Origin of the sequence: Paenibacillus sp. FSL R5-0912, assembly GCF_000758605.1 — a bacterium.
In the GTDB taxonomy this organism is placed as follows: Bacteria; Bacillota; Bacilli; order Paenibacillales; family Paenibacillaceae; genus Paenibacillus_AQ.
The window spans coordinates 2,831,229-2,848,688 of the sequence record NZ_CP009282.1; the positions used below are offsets into that span (position 1 = coordinate 2,831,229).

Annotated in this window: 18 protein-coding genes and 1 other RNA gene; 10 read left to right on the forward strand and 9 right to left on the reverse strand. The window is 49.0% G+C overall.

The genetic code is table 11. The features are described from left to right. Positions 1-153: 153 nt before the first annotated feature. Together R50912_RS35565 and R50912_RS11805 are read right to left on the reverse strand one after the other, a co-directional pair. Positions 154-324 carry a hypothetical protein gene (locus R50912_RS35565; protein ID WP_039299681.1) on the reverse strand — a complete coding sequence of 57 codons (171 nt, stop codon included), beginning with the start codon at positions 322-324 and terminating at the stop codon, positions 154-156. 6 nt (positions 325-330) lie between these two features. Beyond that, the gene (locus tag R50912_RS11805) at positions 331-564 is read right to left on the reverse strand and encodes a hypothetical protein (protein WP_036702226.1); all 234 of its coding nucleotides are present in this window, start codon (positions 562-564) and stop codon (positions 331-333) included. Positions 565-736: 172 nt separating this feature from the next. Here R50912_RS11805 and R50912_RS11810 point away from each other — a divergent pair, with 172 nt between their 5' ends. Next, positions 737-934, forward strand: coding sequence for a cold shock domain-containing protein (locus R50912_RS11810; protein WP_036725228.1), 198 nt, complete (start codon positions 737-739; stop codon positions 932-934). A 210-nt stretch (positions 935-1,144) separates the two neighbouring features. Here the strand turns inward: R50912_RS11810 and R50912_RS11815 are convergent, their stop codons facing one another. Further along, positions 1,145-2,389: an MFS transporter gene (locus R50912_RS11815; RefSeq protein ID WP_042235023.1), complete on the reverse strand. Its 1,245-nt coding sequence runs from the start codon at positions 2,387-2,389 to the stop codon at positions 1,145-1,147. Positions 2,390-2,614: 225 nt separating this feature from the next. Between R50912_RS11815 and R50912_RS11820 the strand changes: the two genes are divergently transcribed. From R50912_RS11820 to R50912_RS11835, 4 genes are all read left to right on the forward strand, one after another. Beyond that, complete coding sequence (locus tag R50912_RS11820) at positions 2,615-3,697, forward strand: tetraprenyl-beta-curcumene synthase family protein (protein WP_042242166.1); 1,083 nt, start codon at positions 2,615-2,617, stop codon at positions 3,695-3,697. A 73-nt stretch (positions 3,698-3,770) separates the two neighbouring features. Next, positions 3,771-4,742 carry a 6-phosphofructokinase gene (pfkA, locus tag R50912_RS11825; RefSeq protein ID WP_042235025.1) on the forward strand — a complete coding sequence of 324 codons (972 nt, stop codon included), beginning with the start codon at positions 3,771-3,773 and terminating at the stop codon, positions 4,740-4,742. 242 nt (positions 4,743-4,984) lie between these two features. Then, positions 4,985-7,468, forward strand: coding sequence for an FAD-dependent oxidoreductase (locus tag R50912_RS11830; protein ID WP_042235027.1), 2,484 nt, complete (start codon positions 4,985-4,987; stop codon positions 7,466-7,468). A gap of 15 nt (positions 7,469-7,483) precedes the next feature. Then, on the forward strand, positions 7,484-7,744 hold the full coding sequence (locus R50912_RS11835) for a metal-sensitive transcriptional regulator (RefSeq protein ID WP_042235028.1): 261 nt from the start codon (positions 7,484-7,486) through the stop codon (positions 7,742-7,744). A 70-nt stretch (positions 7,745-7,814) separates the two neighbouring features. On the opposite strand, the gene R50912_RS11840 is transcribed toward R50912_RS11835, so the two are convergent. From R50912_RS11840 to R50912_RS11855, 4 genes are all read right to left on the reverse strand, one after another. After that, a complete protein-coding gene (locus tag R50912_RS11840; protein WP_042235030.1) occupies positions 7,815-9,170 on the reverse strand; it encodes an MATE family efflux transporter in 1,356 nt (451 codons plus the stop codon). A 131-nt stretch (positions 9,171-9,301) separates the two neighbouring features. Further along, a complete protein-coding gene (locus R50912_RS11845; RefSeq protein ID WP_042235032.1) occupies positions 9,302-10,537 on the reverse strand; it encodes a putative glycoside hydrolase in 1,236 nt (411 codons plus the stop codon). Between the two features lie 240 nt (positions 10,538-10,777). After that, the gene (locus tag R50912_RS11850) at positions 10,778-10,966 is read right to left on the reverse strand and encodes a hypothetical protein (protein ID WP_171718441.1); all 189 of its coding nucleotides are present in this window, start codon (positions 10,964-10,966) and stop codon (positions 10,778-10,780) included. 178 nt (positions 10,967-11,144) lie between these two features. Beyond that, positions 11,145-11,969: a YitT family protein gene (locus R50912_RS11855; protein ID WP_039299805.1), complete on the reverse strand. Its 825-nt coding sequence runs from the start codon at positions 11,967-11,969 to the stop codon at positions 11,145-11,147. Positions 11,970-12,288: 319 nt separating this feature from the next. Between R50912_RS11855 and R50912_RS11860 the strand changes: the two genes are divergently transcribed. Next, positions 12,289-13,947 carry a degradosome RNA helicase CshA gene (locus R50912_RS11860; RefSeq protein ID WP_042235034.1) on the forward strand — a complete coding sequence of 553 codons (1,659 nt, stop codon included), beginning with the start codon at positions 12,289-12,291 and terminating at the stop codon, positions 13,945-13,947. 117 nt (positions 13,948-14,064) lie between these two features. Here R50912_RS11860 and R50912_RS11865 read toward each other — a convergent pair whose 3' ends face one another. Beyond that, positions 14,065-14,160: a hypothetical protein gene (locus R50912_RS11865; RefSeq protein WP_039299719.1), complete on the reverse strand. Its 96-nt coding sequence runs from the start codon at positions 14,158-14,160 to the stop codon at positions 14,065-14,067. 177 nt (positions 14,161-14,337) lie between these two features. Here R50912_RS11865 and R50912_RS11870 point away from each other — a divergent pair, with 177 nt between their 5' ends. The 3 genes from R50912_RS11870 to R50912_RS11875 all read left to right on the forward strand — a co-directional run bounded on the left by R50912_RS11870 (position 14,338) and on the right by R50912_RS11875 (position 16,015). Further along, positions 14,338-15,156, forward strand: a complete 819-nt coding sequence (locus tag R50912_RS11870) for a YesL family protein (protein ID WP_042235036.1) — start codon at positions 14,338-14,340, stop codon at positions 15,154-15,156. A 104-nt stretch (positions 15,157-15,260) separates the two neighbouring features. Continuing rightward, positions 15,261-15,452, forward strand: a non-coding RNA gene (ssrS, locus tag R50912_RS33860) — 6S RNA. A gap of 173 nt (positions 15,453-15,625) precedes the next feature. Then, the gene (locus R50912_RS11875) at positions 15,626-16,015 is read left to right on the forward strand and encodes a DUF1499 domain-containing protein (RefSeq protein WP_039299722.1); all 390 of its coding nucleotides are present in this window, start codon (positions 15,626-15,628) and stop codon (positions 16,013-16,015) included. 175 nt (positions 16,016-16,190) lie between these two features. On the opposite strand, the gene tpx is transcribed toward R50912_RS11875, so the two are convergent. Next, positions 16,191-16,709, reverse strand: a complete 519-nt coding sequence (gene tpx / locus R50912_RS11880; RefSeq protein ID WP_042235038.1) for a thiol peroxidase — start codon at positions 16,707-16,709, stop codon at positions 16,191-16,193. Between the two features lie 112 nt (positions 16,710-16,821). Here tpx and R50912_RS11885 point away from each other — a divergent pair, with 112 nt between their 5' ends. Continuing rightward, positions 16,822-17,448 carry a rhomboid family intramembrane serine protease gene (locus R50912_RS11885; RefSeq protein ID WP_042235039.1) on the forward strand — a complete coding sequence of 209 codons (627 nt, stop codon included), beginning with the start codon at positions 16,822-16,824 and terminating at the stop codon, positions 17,446-17,448. The last annotated feature ends 12 nt before the right edge of the window (positions 17,449-17,460 follow it).

The following is a 17,460-nucleotide window of genomic DNA, read 5'->3' on the forward strand; positions in this document are numbered from 1 at the left end:
GCGGACACATTCCCCGGCAGCAGGCTGAGAACAAGCAGCAGCGGGAGGGATTTGGAAGTAAACGACATGACAGCAGCCTCCTGAATCTTAAAGTAGGCTTAGTATGTCCTGCCAAATCCTGATTATTAATTCTTATAGTTACTTACGGTGAAATTATGCGAGCATGCTGTAAATAATGAAGACAAAAGCGAGTGCAATCATGATGACTGCAGTTAAGGCCATGCCGCGTTTCAAACGCGGCGGCATCTTGTCCTTGCTCATAATGAGCACGGCACCCAGACACAGAACGACAATTACATAGATTACAAGGCTCTCATTGTTCATTCGCGCTTATACCTGTTTGAAGGCAGCGATGATATTCTTGTACTCTTCTTCATTGTCTTTGTAGGACTCTTTGTTGAAGCGGTTGTTGACCCACTGCATCATGGCCGGACGGCTCATGAAGGTATGTGTTTCTTCTCCCCATTGATCGGAAATTTCACGGAGGATAATATAACGTCCCTGAACTTCCACTGTCATCATATTCCATTTGTCTGTTTTGTATATTTCATGTTTTTTGATCATTATCATTACCACCCTGGCGATTTTTGGCTTTTGGCTCAATGATAACGCACCGGAGAAGGGAAAAGCAAATTAAATCACGAATACAGGGAAAAGATGGATTGCTTTACAAGTATAGATGGAGTATAATGTAAGCATACGCCATATATGGCGGTATTTTTAGGAGGTTGTTCATTTGAAAGGTACAGTAAAATGGTTTAACGCAGAAAAGGGTTATGGTTTCCTTCAAGTAGAAGGCGGCGAAGATGTATTCGTTCACTTCTCAGCTATTCAAGGCGACGGTTTCAAGACTTTGGATGAAGGCCAAGCGGTTGAATTCGATGTTACGGATGGTAACCGTGGTCCACAAGCAGCGAACGTAGTTAAATTATAAGATACGGTCAGGCAGAGCTTCTGCCAGCCGCAATATATATATTTGATGCAACACGCATTTGCATGAGTAGCAACAAGCAACTTAAGCAGCACACAGTTCTCTAGGGAACTGTGTTTTTTTATTTCTACTATAGAATGAGAATCCAAACAGCCATGCCACTCCCGGCTCCGGGATGGCATGGCTGTTTGGATAATTCCCACAATACAATACTCAGAGCGGAGTCCCGGCCTTTTTCCGTAACGGCCGGTCGGGGCCTCCCCCCACATCCATCAGGTGCTTGGACAGGAAGCCGATAAAAGCAAGGATTGAGAATCCGGTAGCCACCATATAAAATACAGTGCGTCCCGCATCCTGATAGATCAGGCCGCCGAAGGTGCCGCTGAGCAGACCGGCACCGCTGGACCATACAACCGTGAAGAGTGCCATTCCCGTTGCCCGGAGATGATCCGGGATCATCCGCGTGATATAGCGGACGGCGGTTACATAATAAATGCCGAAGGAGACGCTGTGCATAGCCTGAATGGCAACTACAGCTCCCGGCTCCTGAGCCAGTGACATGAACAGGAACCGCAAGGCAAACATCAGGCTTGCGAAAGCAAGCAGCGGCAGTTCCTTGAATTTGTCGCCGTATTTGCTCAGCAGGAAGAAGATAGGGATCTCACTAAGAGCGGAAGCCAGTAATGCCCAGCCGACAATCTCATCCCCGGCATTCATTCCCTTGAGGCTGATGGTCAGAAAGGCTTCATTCATGCGGTAACCCATAGCGAGCAGGAAGACACAGCTGAAGAACCACAGCACTTCTTTTTGAAATAGAATTTCTTTGAGACCGCCGCCTTTAAGCGGTTTGCTTAAAGCTTCCCCGCTTACGTGTGCGGAAACTGGCTCGCTGACTTTTACATCCTTCAGTCCGAAGGTGATAAGTAGTGCGGTCACGACAATCACAATACAAATGCCTACACTATAGTCAGGACCGAGTGCTCTCAGCACATAACCGATCGTTAGGGCGAAGAATGAATACCCGAGCGAGCCGAATACACGGATGGCAATGAAGTTCCGACCGTGACGCTGGGCTATTTTGATGGCCATGGTGTCCGCAAGCGGAAATACAGGGTAATAGAAGAAATAGAAAACGGACAAAATAAGCATAACACTCGAGAAATCTGCGGCTCTGGCCAGAATGATAGCGGTTACCAGCTGACCTCCGAGCAGGAGGGCCATGATCTTCCGGACAGTGCCCAGACGGTCACTCATCATGCTCCAGAACAGATTGGAGAGGATGGAGATCAGCGGGCCGACAGAGTAGAGCAGACCCATCTGCGGGCTGCTGAAGCCCAAATGTGAATAGAATAAAGGGAAATAGGATACAACCAGCACACTGGTGCCGTATAGGGTGAACATAAAGGATCGCAGCCAGTTTTGATCGCTATATTGGCCGCCGCTCCGTCCTGCATACATGAACCTGCACTCCTCCAGATATGAAATAAAGCCTAATCTCATACATTTAATGTCGAACGGGTAATAGTATAGCATAAAGCTGTTGAGGCATGGGTTTCGTGGAAAAACGTTTTTCTGAATCTTTCAAGGTTTTGCGAAAGTGATTTTGTTGTTTGTACAAATACGCTCTGCATATTATAATAATGATGATTTGGATAAGGAGACAACAATGTGGAGGCACTGTCATTGAATGAATTTGAGCAAGGCCGTTACCTTAGTCCGCGCGGTCCCATTGGACTGATGAACAGGGTCTACAAGTACGTGCTGCCGGAAGTGCGGGCATGCCTCGATTTCTGGCGCCAGGATGCAGAAGGGATTCCCGATCCCGAGCTCCGCAAGCAAGCGCTTGCCAGCATTGAAACGAAGCAGTTTCATTGCGAAGGCGGCGGTATTTATGCCGCCGGCAATTTGTCGATGAGACATATACTGATTCCGCTAATTGTTGCTTATCAGACGATCAGTGATTATTTGGACAACCTATGTGATCGTAGTACTTCACTTGACCCTGCCGATTTCCGGCTGCTGCATCAATCCATGCTTGATGCAATTAACCCTGAGGCAGAGCCGGGGAATTACTACGAGCTGCGCAATGAACAGAATGACGGCGGATATTTGTACAGGCTGGTCCGCAAATGCCAGGAGATGACCTCCCAGCTTCCCGGATACGCCGCCGCCGCCGCCGAGATTCGTGATCTGGCCGTATTATACACCGATCTTCAGGTCTACAAGCACATCCGTCCGGAGCTCAGGGAAGCTGCCCTGAAGGAATGGTGGGAGAGAGAGGGCCATCGTGCACCTCATCTCGGGTGGAATGAGTTTGCAGCCGCAACCGGTTCAACCCTTGGCGTCTTTATGCTTTTTTTGGCCTCATGCGATCCCAAGCTGAGCCTGGACGCATCGGCTTCGATTCGCGCTGCTTACTTTCCGCATGTGTGCGGACTGCACATTATGCTGGATTATCTGATTGACCAGGACGAAGACCGGGCAGGCGGTGACCTCAATTTCTGCAATTATTATGACAACACTGATACCATGCTGAATCGGATCGCTTCCATCGTGGAGTGGGCCCGCAAGGATGTCCGGACTCTTCCCGAGACCTCAATGCATCGTATGGTCATCGAGGGGCTCTTGGCACTTTATTTATCCGATCCGAAAGTCAGCGAACAGCGGGAGGTTCGCTCTGTATCCAAACGGCTGATGAGAAAAAGCCCGCTGACCCGGCTATTCTTCTTCGTTAACAGCCGCTGGATACGCAAACACATGTATTAGTCGCACTAGATGCTGCCGGGGCTCATTCTGATACGGAGGATATCCGGCGCAATTTTAAGGAGGAACAAACACAATGGCAAACGTAAAAAAAATCGCAGTACTAACCAGTGGAGGAGATTCACAGGGCATGAACGCCGCTGTACGTGCGGTTGTCCGCAGCGCGATCTACTTCGGAATTGAAGTGTTCGGCATTCAGCGCGGGTATCAGGGTTTGCTCAACCGTGATATTTTCCCGATGGATCTGCGCAGTGTAGGTGACATTATTCAACGCGGGGGCACCATTCTTCAATCTGCGCGCTGTCTGGAGTTCCTGAATCCGGAAGGCCAGCAAAGAGGTGCTGACATTCTTAATGAAATGGGCATCGACGGCCTAGTAGTCATTGGCGGTGACGGTTCTTACAAAGGGGCGAACAAACTCAGTAAGCTAGGAATTAACACCATGGCTTTGCCGGGAACAATTGATAATGATATTTCATTCACAGATTACACCATTGGCTTCGATACGGCTGTTGGCGTTGTAGTGGATGCGATCAATAAGCTGCGTGACACTATGTCTTCCCATGAGCGTTCTTCGATCGTGGAAGTTATGGGACGCCACTGCGGAGATATCGCGCTGCATGCGGGTCTTGCCTCCGGTGCGGAAACAATCCTTGTACCTGAAATGCCGTATGACCTGAATGAAGTAGCGGACCGGATGAAGGACAATTTTGCCCGCGGCAAACGCCACAGTATTGTAATTGTTGCTGAAGGCGTAGGCAAAGGCGAAGATGTGGCGCAGGCACTCAAGGACCGTCATGCTTCTCTGGATGCCCGCGTAACAGTTTTGGGACATATCCAGCGCGGCGGAACACCTACTCCGGGTGACCGCAACCTGGCCAGCCGTCTGGGTGACTTCGCGGTCCGCAAGCTGATTGAGGGCGAATCGGACAAAGCATGCGGAATTATCAAGGGTGAACTGACTCTTACTGATATCGATAAAGTAGTGAATACTAAGAAAGACTTTGACACGGATCTGTATGAATTGGCTTCCCGTTTGTCCCAATAGTAGGAACAGGGAATTATTATTTTCCTTTAAGACCGCCTGAAGACAGGCGGTCTTTTTCCTGTGATTCTATTTAGAAAGAGGTGCTTAACTCGACATTTCTTTGCTCTGAGCTGTATAGATAAATAGGATTCCGTTATACGGGTGCCATGACCTACAGCAAGAACATCTTTTTACTTGACTATATACCCCCACCCGTATATATTTATACCCATAGGGGTATTATTCATAAGGGGGAATTAGAAGTGGGAAGAACTATTGTCATTATTGGCGGAGTAGCAGGAGGAGCATCAGCTGCTGCACGTTTAAGAAGATTGAGTGAGGAAGACCGGATTATTATTCTGGAACGTGGAGAGCATGTTTCCTTTGCCAACTGCGGGCTGCCCTATTACATCGGAGAAACTATTGATTCCAGAGAAAAGTTGTTTCTGCAGACACCTGAGGGTATACGGGCCCGTTTCAATATCGATGTGAAAATATTCACTGAGGCGACAGAGATTGACCGCGAACACAAGCTGGTACAATGCCGCAACATCAACACTGGAGAGGTTGAAAAGATTCCATACGATATCATAGTGTTATCTCCCGGTGCGCGGCCGATAGTGCCGCCTATTCAGGGTATTTCTGCTGCAGAGAATTTGTTCACATTAAGAAATATCCCCGATACCGACCGCATCAAGGCTTATGTTGATAGCCATCAGCCCAGACATGCCACAGTGATCGGTGCAGGCTTCATCGGCCTTGAAATGGCAGAGAATCTGCGGCAGCGGGGTCTTGAAGTAACTGTAATTGACCGGGGCCAGCAGATTCTGAATCCCCTCGATCCGGAAATGGCCCGGCCTCTGGAAGACCATATGCGACTTCATGGTGTAGAGTTGCGGCTGAATGAGGGTGTAGAGGCTTTTGAACAACAAGGCAGACTGCTTCGCCTCTCCTCCGGTGAAGAGCTTCTAACTGATATGGTGATCATGGCAATTGGAGTCAGTCCTGAGAATGATCTGGCACGCAGCAGTGGCCTTGCACTTGGTATCCGGGGGGCGGTTAAAGTGAATGCCTCCCTGCAGACCAGTGACCCGGCTATCTATGCCGTCGGGGATGTCATTGAAGTGAAGGACCGCATCCAAGGTTTCGATACCATGGTATCTTTGGCCTGGGGGGCGAACCGGCAGGGCCGTCTCGCGGCAGATCATATTAATGGACGCGAAGCAGCATACAGCGGAGCCATGGGCACGGCAATAATTAAGATCTTTGATTTAACAGCTGCGCTTACCGGTAATAACGAGAAGACGCTCAGGTCTCTTGGGGTGCCCTTTGAAGCTGTGCATATACATCCTAATTCTCATGCCGGGTATTACCCCGATGCCGCTCCGATAGCGCTCAAGCTGTTGTTCAATCCGCAGACAGGAGCCGTTTACGGAGCGCAGGCAGTGGGCAGCAGCGGTGTTGATAAAAGGATTGATGTCATTGCCACAGCAATTCGCGGCAATCTTTCAGCCGGTGAGCTGGCAGATATTGAACTGGCTTATGCTCCGCCGTATTCCTCTGCTAAGGACCCGGTAAATATGGCGGGTTACGTAGCCTCTAACCTCATGGAGGGACTCGTAAGAAACCTGCAGTGGCATGAAGTGGATGAATTCTCACGCAGCGGCGGACTTATTATTGATGTCAGGGATGAAGTAGAACAGTTATCTGGCTGTATTCCCGGTTCTATAAACATTCCGCTGCCGGAGCTGAGAGACCGGCTTACAGAGATTCCGCGGGGCAAGGAAATAGCGGTATCCTGCCAGGTGGGGCTGCGCGGCTATATTGCTGCCAGAATGTTAAGCCAATCCGGATACGCTGTAAGAAATGTCGACGGAGGATATAAAACTTATGCCGCTATGGCAGGAGGCGGGTCGCAGAGTATTGAGAAGCACATGACTTCGTCCGGTTTAGCGCTTCCAGATCCATCCGACACAGGGAATAGCCCGAAAGAGGAGAAGACTGAACAGCGCCTTTTACTGGATGCTTGCGGATTGCAATGTCCGGGCCCTATACTCAAAGTATATGAAACTGTAAAGTCAATGGAAGCAGGCCAGCGTGTTGAAATAACCGCGACGGATTTTGGTTTTGCCGCTGACATTAGACAGTGGTGCAGCAAGACTTATAACACCTTGGAATCTCTGGATGTATCTGAAGGCAAAGTGAAGGCGCTGGTGCGCAAAGGATCATGGAATGCAGAAGAGGCTCTCCAGGTACAGAAACAGAACCCCAAAGTTACTGAAGGGACAACTATGGTTGTATTCAGCGGCGATCTGGACAAAACCATTGCCTCCTTCATCATCGCATCAGGTGCCGCTGCGATGGGTAAGCAGGTAACAATATTCTTTACTTTCTGGGGCCTGAATGTTCTGCGCCGTGGGCAGTCTCAGCGGGTGAAGAAGTCGGTTCTCGACAGAATGTTTGGAATGATGATGCCGCAAGGAACGCAAAAGCTGCCCTTATCAAGAATGAATATGGGCGGGCTGGGTGCGAGACTGATCCGCTACACGATGAAGCGTAAGAATGTAGATTCACTGGAGCAGCTTATGCAGGGGGCGCTTAATGCCGGTGTGAAGCTGATGGCCTGTTCTATGAGTATGGACATCATGGGTATCTCACAGGAAGAATTGATTGAAGGGGTAGAGATTGGCGGTGTTGCCAGCTATCTCGGTGCCGCAGAGGATTCGGGTGTTAATCTGTTCATTTAAAGGGGCGAAGAAACTGTGGAATATGACAAAGCAATAATAAACAGATTGAAGCGTATTGAAGGTCAGGTAAGGGGGGTTCTCAGCATGCTGGAGGAGGGCAAGGATTGCCGGGAGATTGTAACCCAGCTGACCGCGATCAGAACCGCTGTAGACCGCACTGCCGGTGCAGTTATCGGAGACAATCTGGAGCACTGCATTCAGGAGGAGCTGGCCAAGGGAAATACTCCGGATCAGGTCATCAAGGAAGCAGTACAGCTGCTTGTGAAAAGCCGCTAAAAAGAGCAGCCGCAGACAGGAGGATTCACCTCTTGCCTGCGGCTGTTTTTCGAATATAAGCTGTAAATACTCAAGCCTTCTGAAGAGCGAATCTTCGTTGCACCCTTATGAGTCGCGACAGCAGCAGAATAGCGCCTATAGCCAGACCAGTGATCAGCCCGATCCAGTAACCGTAAGCGCCCAAATCAGTATAAGTCGCGAGCAGGTATCCGACTGGAAGACCAATCACCCAGTAAGCAATGAAACAAATGATGAAGGCAGGGTTGACATCCTTATACCCCCGCAGTACACCTTGAATTGGAGTTGCGATGGCATCGGAGATTTGGAAAAAGATTGCATAGATCAGGAAATGCTGAATTAGAGATATCACTTCAGGTTCATCCGAATACAGCCCGGCGACATGGCTGCCGGCAAACAACAGCACCAGCGCGGTAAGCAGTGAGAGGACCGCTGCCGTTCCAATACCCATGATCCCGTACTGTCGGGCATCCTTAAGGCGGCCGGAGCCGCTCTCGAAGCCGACAAGTATCGTCAGACTCATACAGATGCTCAGCGGAATCATATACAGGGTAGACGCGAAGTTAATCGCTGCCTGGTGGGCTGCAATAGTAACCGTATCAAATCGGCTCATAAGCAGCGTTACGGCTGAGAAAACCGCAGTTTCAAAAAAGATTGAGAAACCGATAGGTACACCGATCTTCATCAGTTCCTTAAAGCTGCTAAGCGACATGGCATGGAATTTGCGGAAGAGCTGCAGGCCTCTGAAGGGCTCGGCTCGATAGATAAAGACCAGGGCAATCAGGAAGATTACCCAGTATGTAATGGCTGAGGCTACACCAGCACCTGCTCCGCCAAGGCGGGGGAATCCGAAGTTACCAAAGATCAGGAGGTAATTGAGGCCCACGTTAACCGGAAGAGCAATCAGTGTGATGAACATCGAGACACGGGTCTGACCCAGTGCGTCAATGCAGCTGCGGACTACGGTATAACCGAACAATGGAATAATGCCAAAAGAAATCGCCCGCAGGAACCGGAATGCAATATTGCGTACCTCTGGCTCCAGGTTCATGAAATGGAGTACCGGCGATAAGGCCAATCCGCCCAGAATGAGCACCAGCATCGATACGAGCAAGGAGAGCCACATGCCTTGCATGACCTGATAGGCGACATCTTTATTGCGGCGGCTGCCGATCAGATGAGAGACAATCGGCGTGATTCCCATTAGAATCCCGCTGAGTCCGGTCTGGATCGGAATCCACAGGCTTGTTCCTATAGCTACACCGGCGAGATCATTTGTGCCGAATTTACCGGACATATTCGTATCGAAGAAAGTGATGGCCGACAATGCAATTTGTGTAATGAGAATCGGAAGCAGGATATGCAGAAACTGTCCGGCTTTTTGTTTAAGGGAAGATGTCTGTTTCATAATAGTGGATGCCCCGTTATCTTAATAGTAGTTGTAGGATGTACATGCTTAATTCTCAGTAAAAAACCCGGCAATTGCCGGGTTCCGGTTCTTCTTATGGTGATTGGATACATCAGATAATTGCTGTAAGCTTATTGTTCGTAATCCACTTCCGAGGTATAACGGTTATTGGCGTTCCAGAGCAGGAATTCATCCACCTTCTCATCCTTCAAGGCGCGGATCTGGTCTTCAACCTGCTTCTTGCCGTATTTGACATAATGGCCACTGCCGAGCCAGCTGGCGGTGAAATCCTGAATCCATGGACGAATTACCGGCTTGTAGCTGCCGAGCGGATCAAGCTTCTTGTGTGTATCGACCATAGAGCCTTTGATTGTAGCATAAGGGTCCTTATCCGGATCTTTGACATCAAACCAGCCGGTAGAATAATGACTTGGATAGACCATCGGGCTAATGACATCTACATTCTTCGATATTTTGACGAAATCCTGACCAATACCTTCTGCTGCAGGAACTGAGGCTGCATAGCCGAAGATATCAACAGATATACGTACGCCGAGCGGCGCGAGCTCTGCTTTGGCATATTTGACAAAGTCGGCAATGATTTCTACACGCGGTCTGTCACTCTTGGTGTATTTCAGTGTATCTGCACGTTTCTCGAAGCCTTCAGGGAAGCGTACATAGTCAAATTGAATTTCCTTGAATCCGAGCTTCGCAGCTTCTTTGGCAATATCCACATTGTATTTCCACACCGCTTCATTATAAGGATTCACGAAGCTGTCTCCGCCTTTGTTAGCCCAGACTGAGCCGTCGGTATTTACAAAGGATAATTCCTTGTTCTTCTTGGCCAATACAGAGTCCTTGAAAACAACAATCCGGGCAATCGGATATACGTCATGCTCCTTCAGACGTGTCATCAGCTTGTTGATATCTCCAATGAACGGCTGGGGATGTCCCATTTGCTGGAGCTCCGTGTTATCCGTTTTGTATGTGATGTAACCGGCGTCATCCTTGATATCGATGACCATGGAATTCAGTTCCGTCTTGTCGAGCAGGGCGAGCAGGGTTTCCATGCGTTCGCCCCCGGCGCTGTAGGCTGTTACATAAATCCCCTTAACCTTTGGTGCATCCGGCTGCGGATCGGTATTAATTCCTGCTTCTGGTGTTGCACTTGGTGAAGGTTCCGGCGCTGGCGTGCTGCCAGCTCCACCCGGTGTAATCGCTGTTGTCTCTGGATTCGTAGTGTGTTCTGCGACGATGGGGGGATTCATGGCGCTCTGCAGTGCTGCTGCCACATCAGCGTCGTGGCCGTTATTCGGCACACCAACGCCTCCCAGGGCCATCATCAGTAATGCCCAGGTGATGTTCATTCGTTATTCGCTCCCTTTATGTACATTCCCTTAAAGTATAAAGTAACGGATGCACTCAAAAAGAACAGACTTGTAACAATACCCGTAATTTTTGGTGTCATAAAAAACCGCTCTTGTTGTTTATAAACGGGATGTACAGATTTTGAACCGCTGAATTAAAAAGTAAATGCCGCTCGGATCCGGACACGAAGGCCGAATCTGAAGCGGCAACTATAAAAACTTGCTCTTAGGGCAGCTTGCTCAGTGAAGATACGCAGAATTCTGATGCTCGCAAATGCTGTAATGGATGATATCCATGGCATCTGCCGGTTCCAGAATACTCAGACCGTCACGCAGAACGATTACAGAATTGAGTTCGTCCTGCTTCAGAAACGGTATCATATCGGGATACCACCTCATGACGATTGCTGACAGTTTTACCGTTTCCATTTCCACAAAAATCACCCTTTCCTTTTTCGAATCGAACTGAATTTGAATTCAGGGTCCACCCGGAAAAACGAAGTGCCTGGAAAAAAGAGGGGTAAATCACAATCTTCATGAAATTGATAAGGGTCCTGCGTGGTACTAATATATCACAATTTTAAATTATGCGCATTTTTTTCGGAGCCTATCTTTTGCGGAAAGACCCCATAACCCCGACTGTTTCAACGATGTTCACAAAAGCCTGCGGGTCGCTTGTTTTGATGATCCGTTTGAGCTCAGCGAGTTCGTAACGTGTGGTCACTGTCATTAGCATGTCCCGTTCCACATGAGAATAAGCGCCTTCCGTCTTAATCTTTGTAACACCGCGCTGAAGCCCCAACAATTGCTGCAGAAGCTCATCCGTCCGGGTTGTTACTATATAGACGGTGACTTTGATGTGGCTGACATGAATCAGATCGACGACCTTACCGCTCACATAAATGGAGACCATGGAAGCAAGTGCCAGGTTCCAGTTGTTATCGAAATAAGCTGCGGCCAGAATAACGAGCCCGTTAAGGCCGACCAGGACATTGCCAATCGGGAAATCGCGGTAACGTGTAATAATCGAGCCCAGAATATCGAATCCGCCGGACGAGCCGCCCACACGGAAGGACACTCCGGCCCCGACACCTACAAGCACCCCTCCGAAGACGGAAGCCAGCAGCATATCCGAGGAGACCTGATGCACCGGTACCAGGGTCATCAGCCAGGTTGTGGCTCCGACAGAGAGGATACTGAGGATAATGAACCTCCGTCCGAGCTGGAACCAGCCGGCGGCAAGCAGCGGTACATTGAAGAGTAAGTACAGCAGGCTGATATTAAATGGAGTGAAGTAACCGACCAGCATGGCAAGGCCCGATACTCCTCCACTGAGCAGTCTGTGCGGGATCAGGAACAGATTGAAGCCGCAGGCAATCATCGCAGAACCGAAGATTACGGCCAGATAACTCCCGAATAGTCTGAGTTTCAACAAACAAATTCACCTCTATGTTTAATGTAAGTAATGAAAGAAAGGAATGTACTGGTATTCCTGATCCGGTTTGTGATATAATGTATAGGATATTCTTGAGTAGGACGTTACAATGGTATTTTTGCATTGCTTAGAATGCGAAGTTACAGTTGTCAGGTATATGTAGTGGCCTGATCATAGGACATTTTTTTTGTCCCAATACGCGCTAAACCATGCAGGAAATACGGCATGATTGGACAGCCTATAAATGTGTTTACCGCTACTTAAGAATACAGACAAGCATGTGGAATGTCCACTGTATAGAAGGAGCATGAATAATTTGAAAACATTCGCAGAATTCGGCTTGGAGCCAAAAGTGCTACAAGCAATCACTGAACTAGGATTTGAGGAAGCAACACCCATTCAGGAGCAAGCTATTCCGCTTGCAATGGCCGGATCGGATCTGATCGGCCAGGCGCAGACGGGTACAGGTAAGACCGCTGCTTTCGGGATTCCCCTCATTTCCAAGATCGTCCGGGAAGAAGAGAAAATCGTTGCATTGATTATGACGCCTACACGCGAGCTGGCTATCCAAGTAGCGGAAGAAATCGGCAAATTGACCCGCTTCAAGGGACTTCGTTCACTGGCTATCTATGGCGGGCAGGATATCGGCCGTCAAATCCGCGGACTTAAGAAGAAACCACAGATCATTATTGGTACTCCTGGACGTCTCCTGGATCATATCAACCGCAAAACCATCCGTCTTGATGATGTACAGACCATTGTACTTGATGAAGCTGATGAAATGCTGGATATGGGATTCATGGAGGATATCCAGACGATCCTCAAGCTCGTTCCGGAAGAACGTCAGACGATGCTCTTCTCGGCTACTATGCCTCCTAACATTCAACGTCTTGCCCAGCAGTTCCTGAAGAATCCACAGCATGTATCCGTAATACCTAAGCAAATCAGCGCACCGCTAATCGATCAGGCTTATATTGAAGTTCCTGAACGCCAGAAGTTCGAAGCGCTCAGCCGTTTGATTGATATGGAGTCCCCAGATCTGGCTATCGTCTTCGGCCGTACCAAACGCCGGGTAGACGAGCTTGCTGAAGGATTGCAGAAACGCGGATATTCCGCTGATGGCCTGCATGGTGACTTGTCGCAGAATCAGCGCGATGCTGTAATGCGCAAATTCCGTGACGGCAGTATTGATGTACTGGTTGCTACAGACGTTGCAGCCCGCGGTCTGGACGTTTCGGGTGTAACTCATGTAATCAACTTCGACCTTCCACAGGATCCGGAAAGCTATGTACACCGTATCGGCCGTACCGGCCGTGCCGGTAAAGAAGGAACAGCATGGTCCTTCGTGACTCCGCGTGAAATGGATCACCTGCATCTGATCGAACGTGTTACCCGTCACCGTATTACCCGCAAACCGCTTCCTACAATGGCTGAGGCTATTGAAGGCAAACAGCGCATTACAGCTGAACGTCTGCTGGCAATGGTTGAGGATGGCGGGGAACTGAACGAATACAAAGGTATTGCCATTCAATTGCTGGAACAATATGATTCTGTACAGCTGCTATCCGCAGCTATGAAGCTTCTTACCGGCGATAACAAGGATGCTCAAATCGAGCTGACTCCTGAAGATCCGATCCGTGCGAAACGCCGCGGAGGCAAGAACGATATCCGCAGCGGACGCAAGCCTAACGGCGGCGGCTATGGCGGCAACCGTACAGGCTCCGGAACTGGCAGCAGCAGTGGCGGCGGCTATCGCGGTAACCGTGATAATGCCAGCAGCGGCGGAAGCACACGTGGCGGCTACAGCAGCGGCTATGGCAGCAACAGCGGCAGCAGCTACGGCGGCGGCTACAAAGGCAACCGTGATGCGGGAGCAGGACGCGATGGCGGTGCAAGCCGCAGCGCAGACCGTAAACCGTCGGCACGCCCAAGCAGCACAAGCACCCGTCCGGCTAAACAGGATTACGACGTTTAAGCATTCCGTTTGACATAAGAAGAAGACGAGCGACCGCGAGCGGTTCTCGTCTTCTTTTTTTTTTGCAAAGATAAGAATGATATGCTTCGAGTAATACCTTATCCTTATCATGGACGTTTAGATGAAAGTGCGGGTAATAATGACGAGCAGAATGAACAGGACGAGAATGGTACCGGTGGAAGTCCAAGGATTGCAGCAACCGGGTGCGGACATGGGGTTAACCTCCTTTAAACAGTGGTTGTTGTGGTTACGATTCTAATATATGGACGGATCACAGAGCTTGCGTAGACACTTACCTATAACTTGTAAACTTGGGCGCTGGAAAAGTCCGGGTCAAATAGGGTATAGTTAAGATACGCAGTATGCGCTAGATAGACAGGAGGAAGGGAATTGGAGTTTAAGGGAGCAATGGGCGGTTTATACCGCATCACAGAATGGATATCACGTATTGCCTTCAGTAATATTTTGTGGGCACTGTGTTCGATTCCATTTCTGTTCGCAGGAGTTATGAAGATGATTATGCTGGGTTCGGAAGCTGGCGGACCGAATGAGCAGATCATGCTCAACTGGGTACTTGGCGTATTCGCGCCATTCACTGTATTTCCCGCTACGGCGGCGTTGTTCACAGTGGTACGCAAATGGGTAATGGGCAACACAGATGTAAGCACATTCCGCACTTTTTTTCAGGGGTACAAAGAGAATTATTTCAAAAGCATGCTTGGAGGCATTATCTACACCCTGCTGTTCGTGATTATGTACGTGGATGTTACCGTATACATGACACAAATGGCCAATTTCAAAATCGTCGGTATTCTGATGCTCGTGCTGATGATTATTTTGTTCGTTTCCATGTTCAATTTCTTCTCGATCGTGGTTCATTACCAGATGACCTTCAAGGAAGTGGTGACCAACTCCATTCTGTTGACCATCGCCCGGCCGATCCGTGTATTCTCTACACTAATTGGTTCAGCGGTTCTTCTCTATATAGGTCTGCGGTATCCGGTGCTCTACGCTCTTTGTATTCCTACTTTCATTGCTATGCTTGCTTTCTTTAACTTCTATGCAACGTACAATAAGCTGCAGCTGCAGGTGGAGAAGAAGAAGCTGGCTGAAGAGCAGGCGGCGCTGGAAGCAGCCGAGAATGAAGGTATGCCTTCTGACGAGGATGAAGAGGAAGCGGAAGAGGGTATTAACCTCAAGAAGAGTTAACATTCCGATAACTGAAAGATCAATGATTTAGACGGAAAATTATTCCAGTGTTAATTAAAGCGCATACAGGTTTACTTTTTCGTTAAAACGCAATATAATATTAATAAATCCTGCGATGTACGTTATGGTTGCTCGTTGTTTTGAACCAATGATAATGTCTTGGGAGATCTACATGAAGCGCGGCTGAACAGCCCTGTCTATACGACTTGGGGAATTCAAAAACGACTTCTGCGGTCACCCACCTGCTATAGCAGGTTCAGAAGACACTGCAGCCGGACGGCATAGGCGGGTTTTCTACTGTTTTTGACAAGGCACCCTGTTACCTGCTTATCTGCAGGAGTAGGGTGCCTTTTATAGTGTGTGTTTCGGGGGTATTTACCCGGACAAAGTGCGCTATGCTCTTTTGTTCCGTGGATAAGAGTGTTACACTTAGAGTAATGAACTTGGGATTTGAAGAGGGGGAAGAATTTTGTCGTTGAAAAGAACCTTGGTCGGTTTATTTCGCAGTCATGACGGAACAAGCGACCGTGCAAAAGATCCGACACTCAAAACACGTTATTACACTCTTTCAAGAGACAAGGCGTGGGATGAAGTATCCGCAACGCTGAAGAAGATTCCTGGATTCAAAGTGCTTCACGAAGTACAGTCTGTAGGGGAGATCACCCTGGAGAAGAGAACGGCATTCGGTCGCACACTGGATATCACCGTATCTGTGCTGAGTACCTCGCCGGTACGCTGTGCCGTAGATATGTATTCTGCATCCAGAGGATCGCTTGGCGATTTGGGTGCCAATTACCGTGTCATTCAGCGTTTGTACCAGTCATTGGATAAGAAGCTGGGCAAATATAAGGCTGATTAAGAACGAATTGCACTTTTCTGTCCAGAGATTGTATGCGGTTTCTAAGCACGGTACAGGCCGTGCCGGGCAATAATAAATAGGGCTCATCATACGCAAAAAGCGGGAGAAGGATGACCTTCTTCCGCTTTTTTTCACAAAAGTAAGACTGAAAAGTATAAGTATGGTGCGCTTGAGGTTACAACAGTGCCCGAACAGCAGAAATGGCAGCTTCATAGTCCGGATGCTCTGCCATTTCGGCGAGATATTCAACATAAGCCAGCTTGTCATTCTTGTCCACGACGAAAATGGAACGCATATCCAGACGGAATTCCTTGATCAGTACACCGTAGGCTTGTCCGAAGGAGGTTTCCTTGTGGTCAGAGAGTGTAATTACACTGTCAATGCCTGCAGCGCCACACCAGCGTGCCTGAGCGAAAGGCAGGTCTGTGCTGATAGTGAGGATAACCACGTCATCGCCGAGACCGGCGGCCTCACTGTTGAAGCGGCGGGTCTGTGCATCGCATACACCGGTATCGAGGGAAGGCACAACGCTGATCAGCTTTATTTTGCCGGCATAATCACCGAGTGAAGCATCTTCCAGCAGATTCTTGCTTACCACGAATGCTGGTGCGGAATCTCCTGCCTTCAGTTCAGGTCCTACGAGAGTAATGGGATTGCCTTTAAAAGTAGCTACGCCTGTTCTTTCTTGCGTCATGTCCTTATTTCCTCCTTGGATTGCAATATTGGATTGTTACTGCCACAATAAATTATAATCTTTTTAGAAGCTGAATGTCGAGCCGGACAACATACATAAAAGGATGGGTGCTATGATTTTCATACGATACGAGAAGTGGAAAAGTTATCTCCGGTATTATCCGGTAACCTGTGTGCTGATTCTGGCCAATGTACTGATGTTCATTGTGCTGTCGCTGAATGGCGGCTCAACGAATCTGCAGACCCTCGTGAAGTTCGGGGCAACGGTAAATGTCGGACCAGAGAAAGAGGAGCTGTGGCGCTACGCTGCGGCCATGTTCCTGCATAATGGCTTTGCCCATCTGTTCTTTAACAGTTTCGCTCTGCTGGTATTTGCGCCTCCCCTGGAGCGGCTGATGGGCTGGTGGCGGTATGCGCTGTTGTATCTGGCCGGCGGGTTCCTGGCGAACCTTCTGGGGGTTGCCATCAGCGGCCGCGGAGTAGTTGAGATCGGGATTGTCTCTGTAGGCGCCTCCGGTGCCATCTACGCCGTTTATGGCGCATTCCTCTACATTGCGTTACTGCAAAGAACGATGATGGACGAGGGCTCGCGCAAGACACTGTATGGCCTCCTGGTGATGGGGATTATTATGTCGTTTGCCACACCGCATGTAGATTATATGGCCCATATCGGCGGTCTGGTAGCCGGATTCTTCATTTATGGATTAATGATCCGCGTGTTCAAACGAAACCGAAGATAAGAGAGGGTGTAG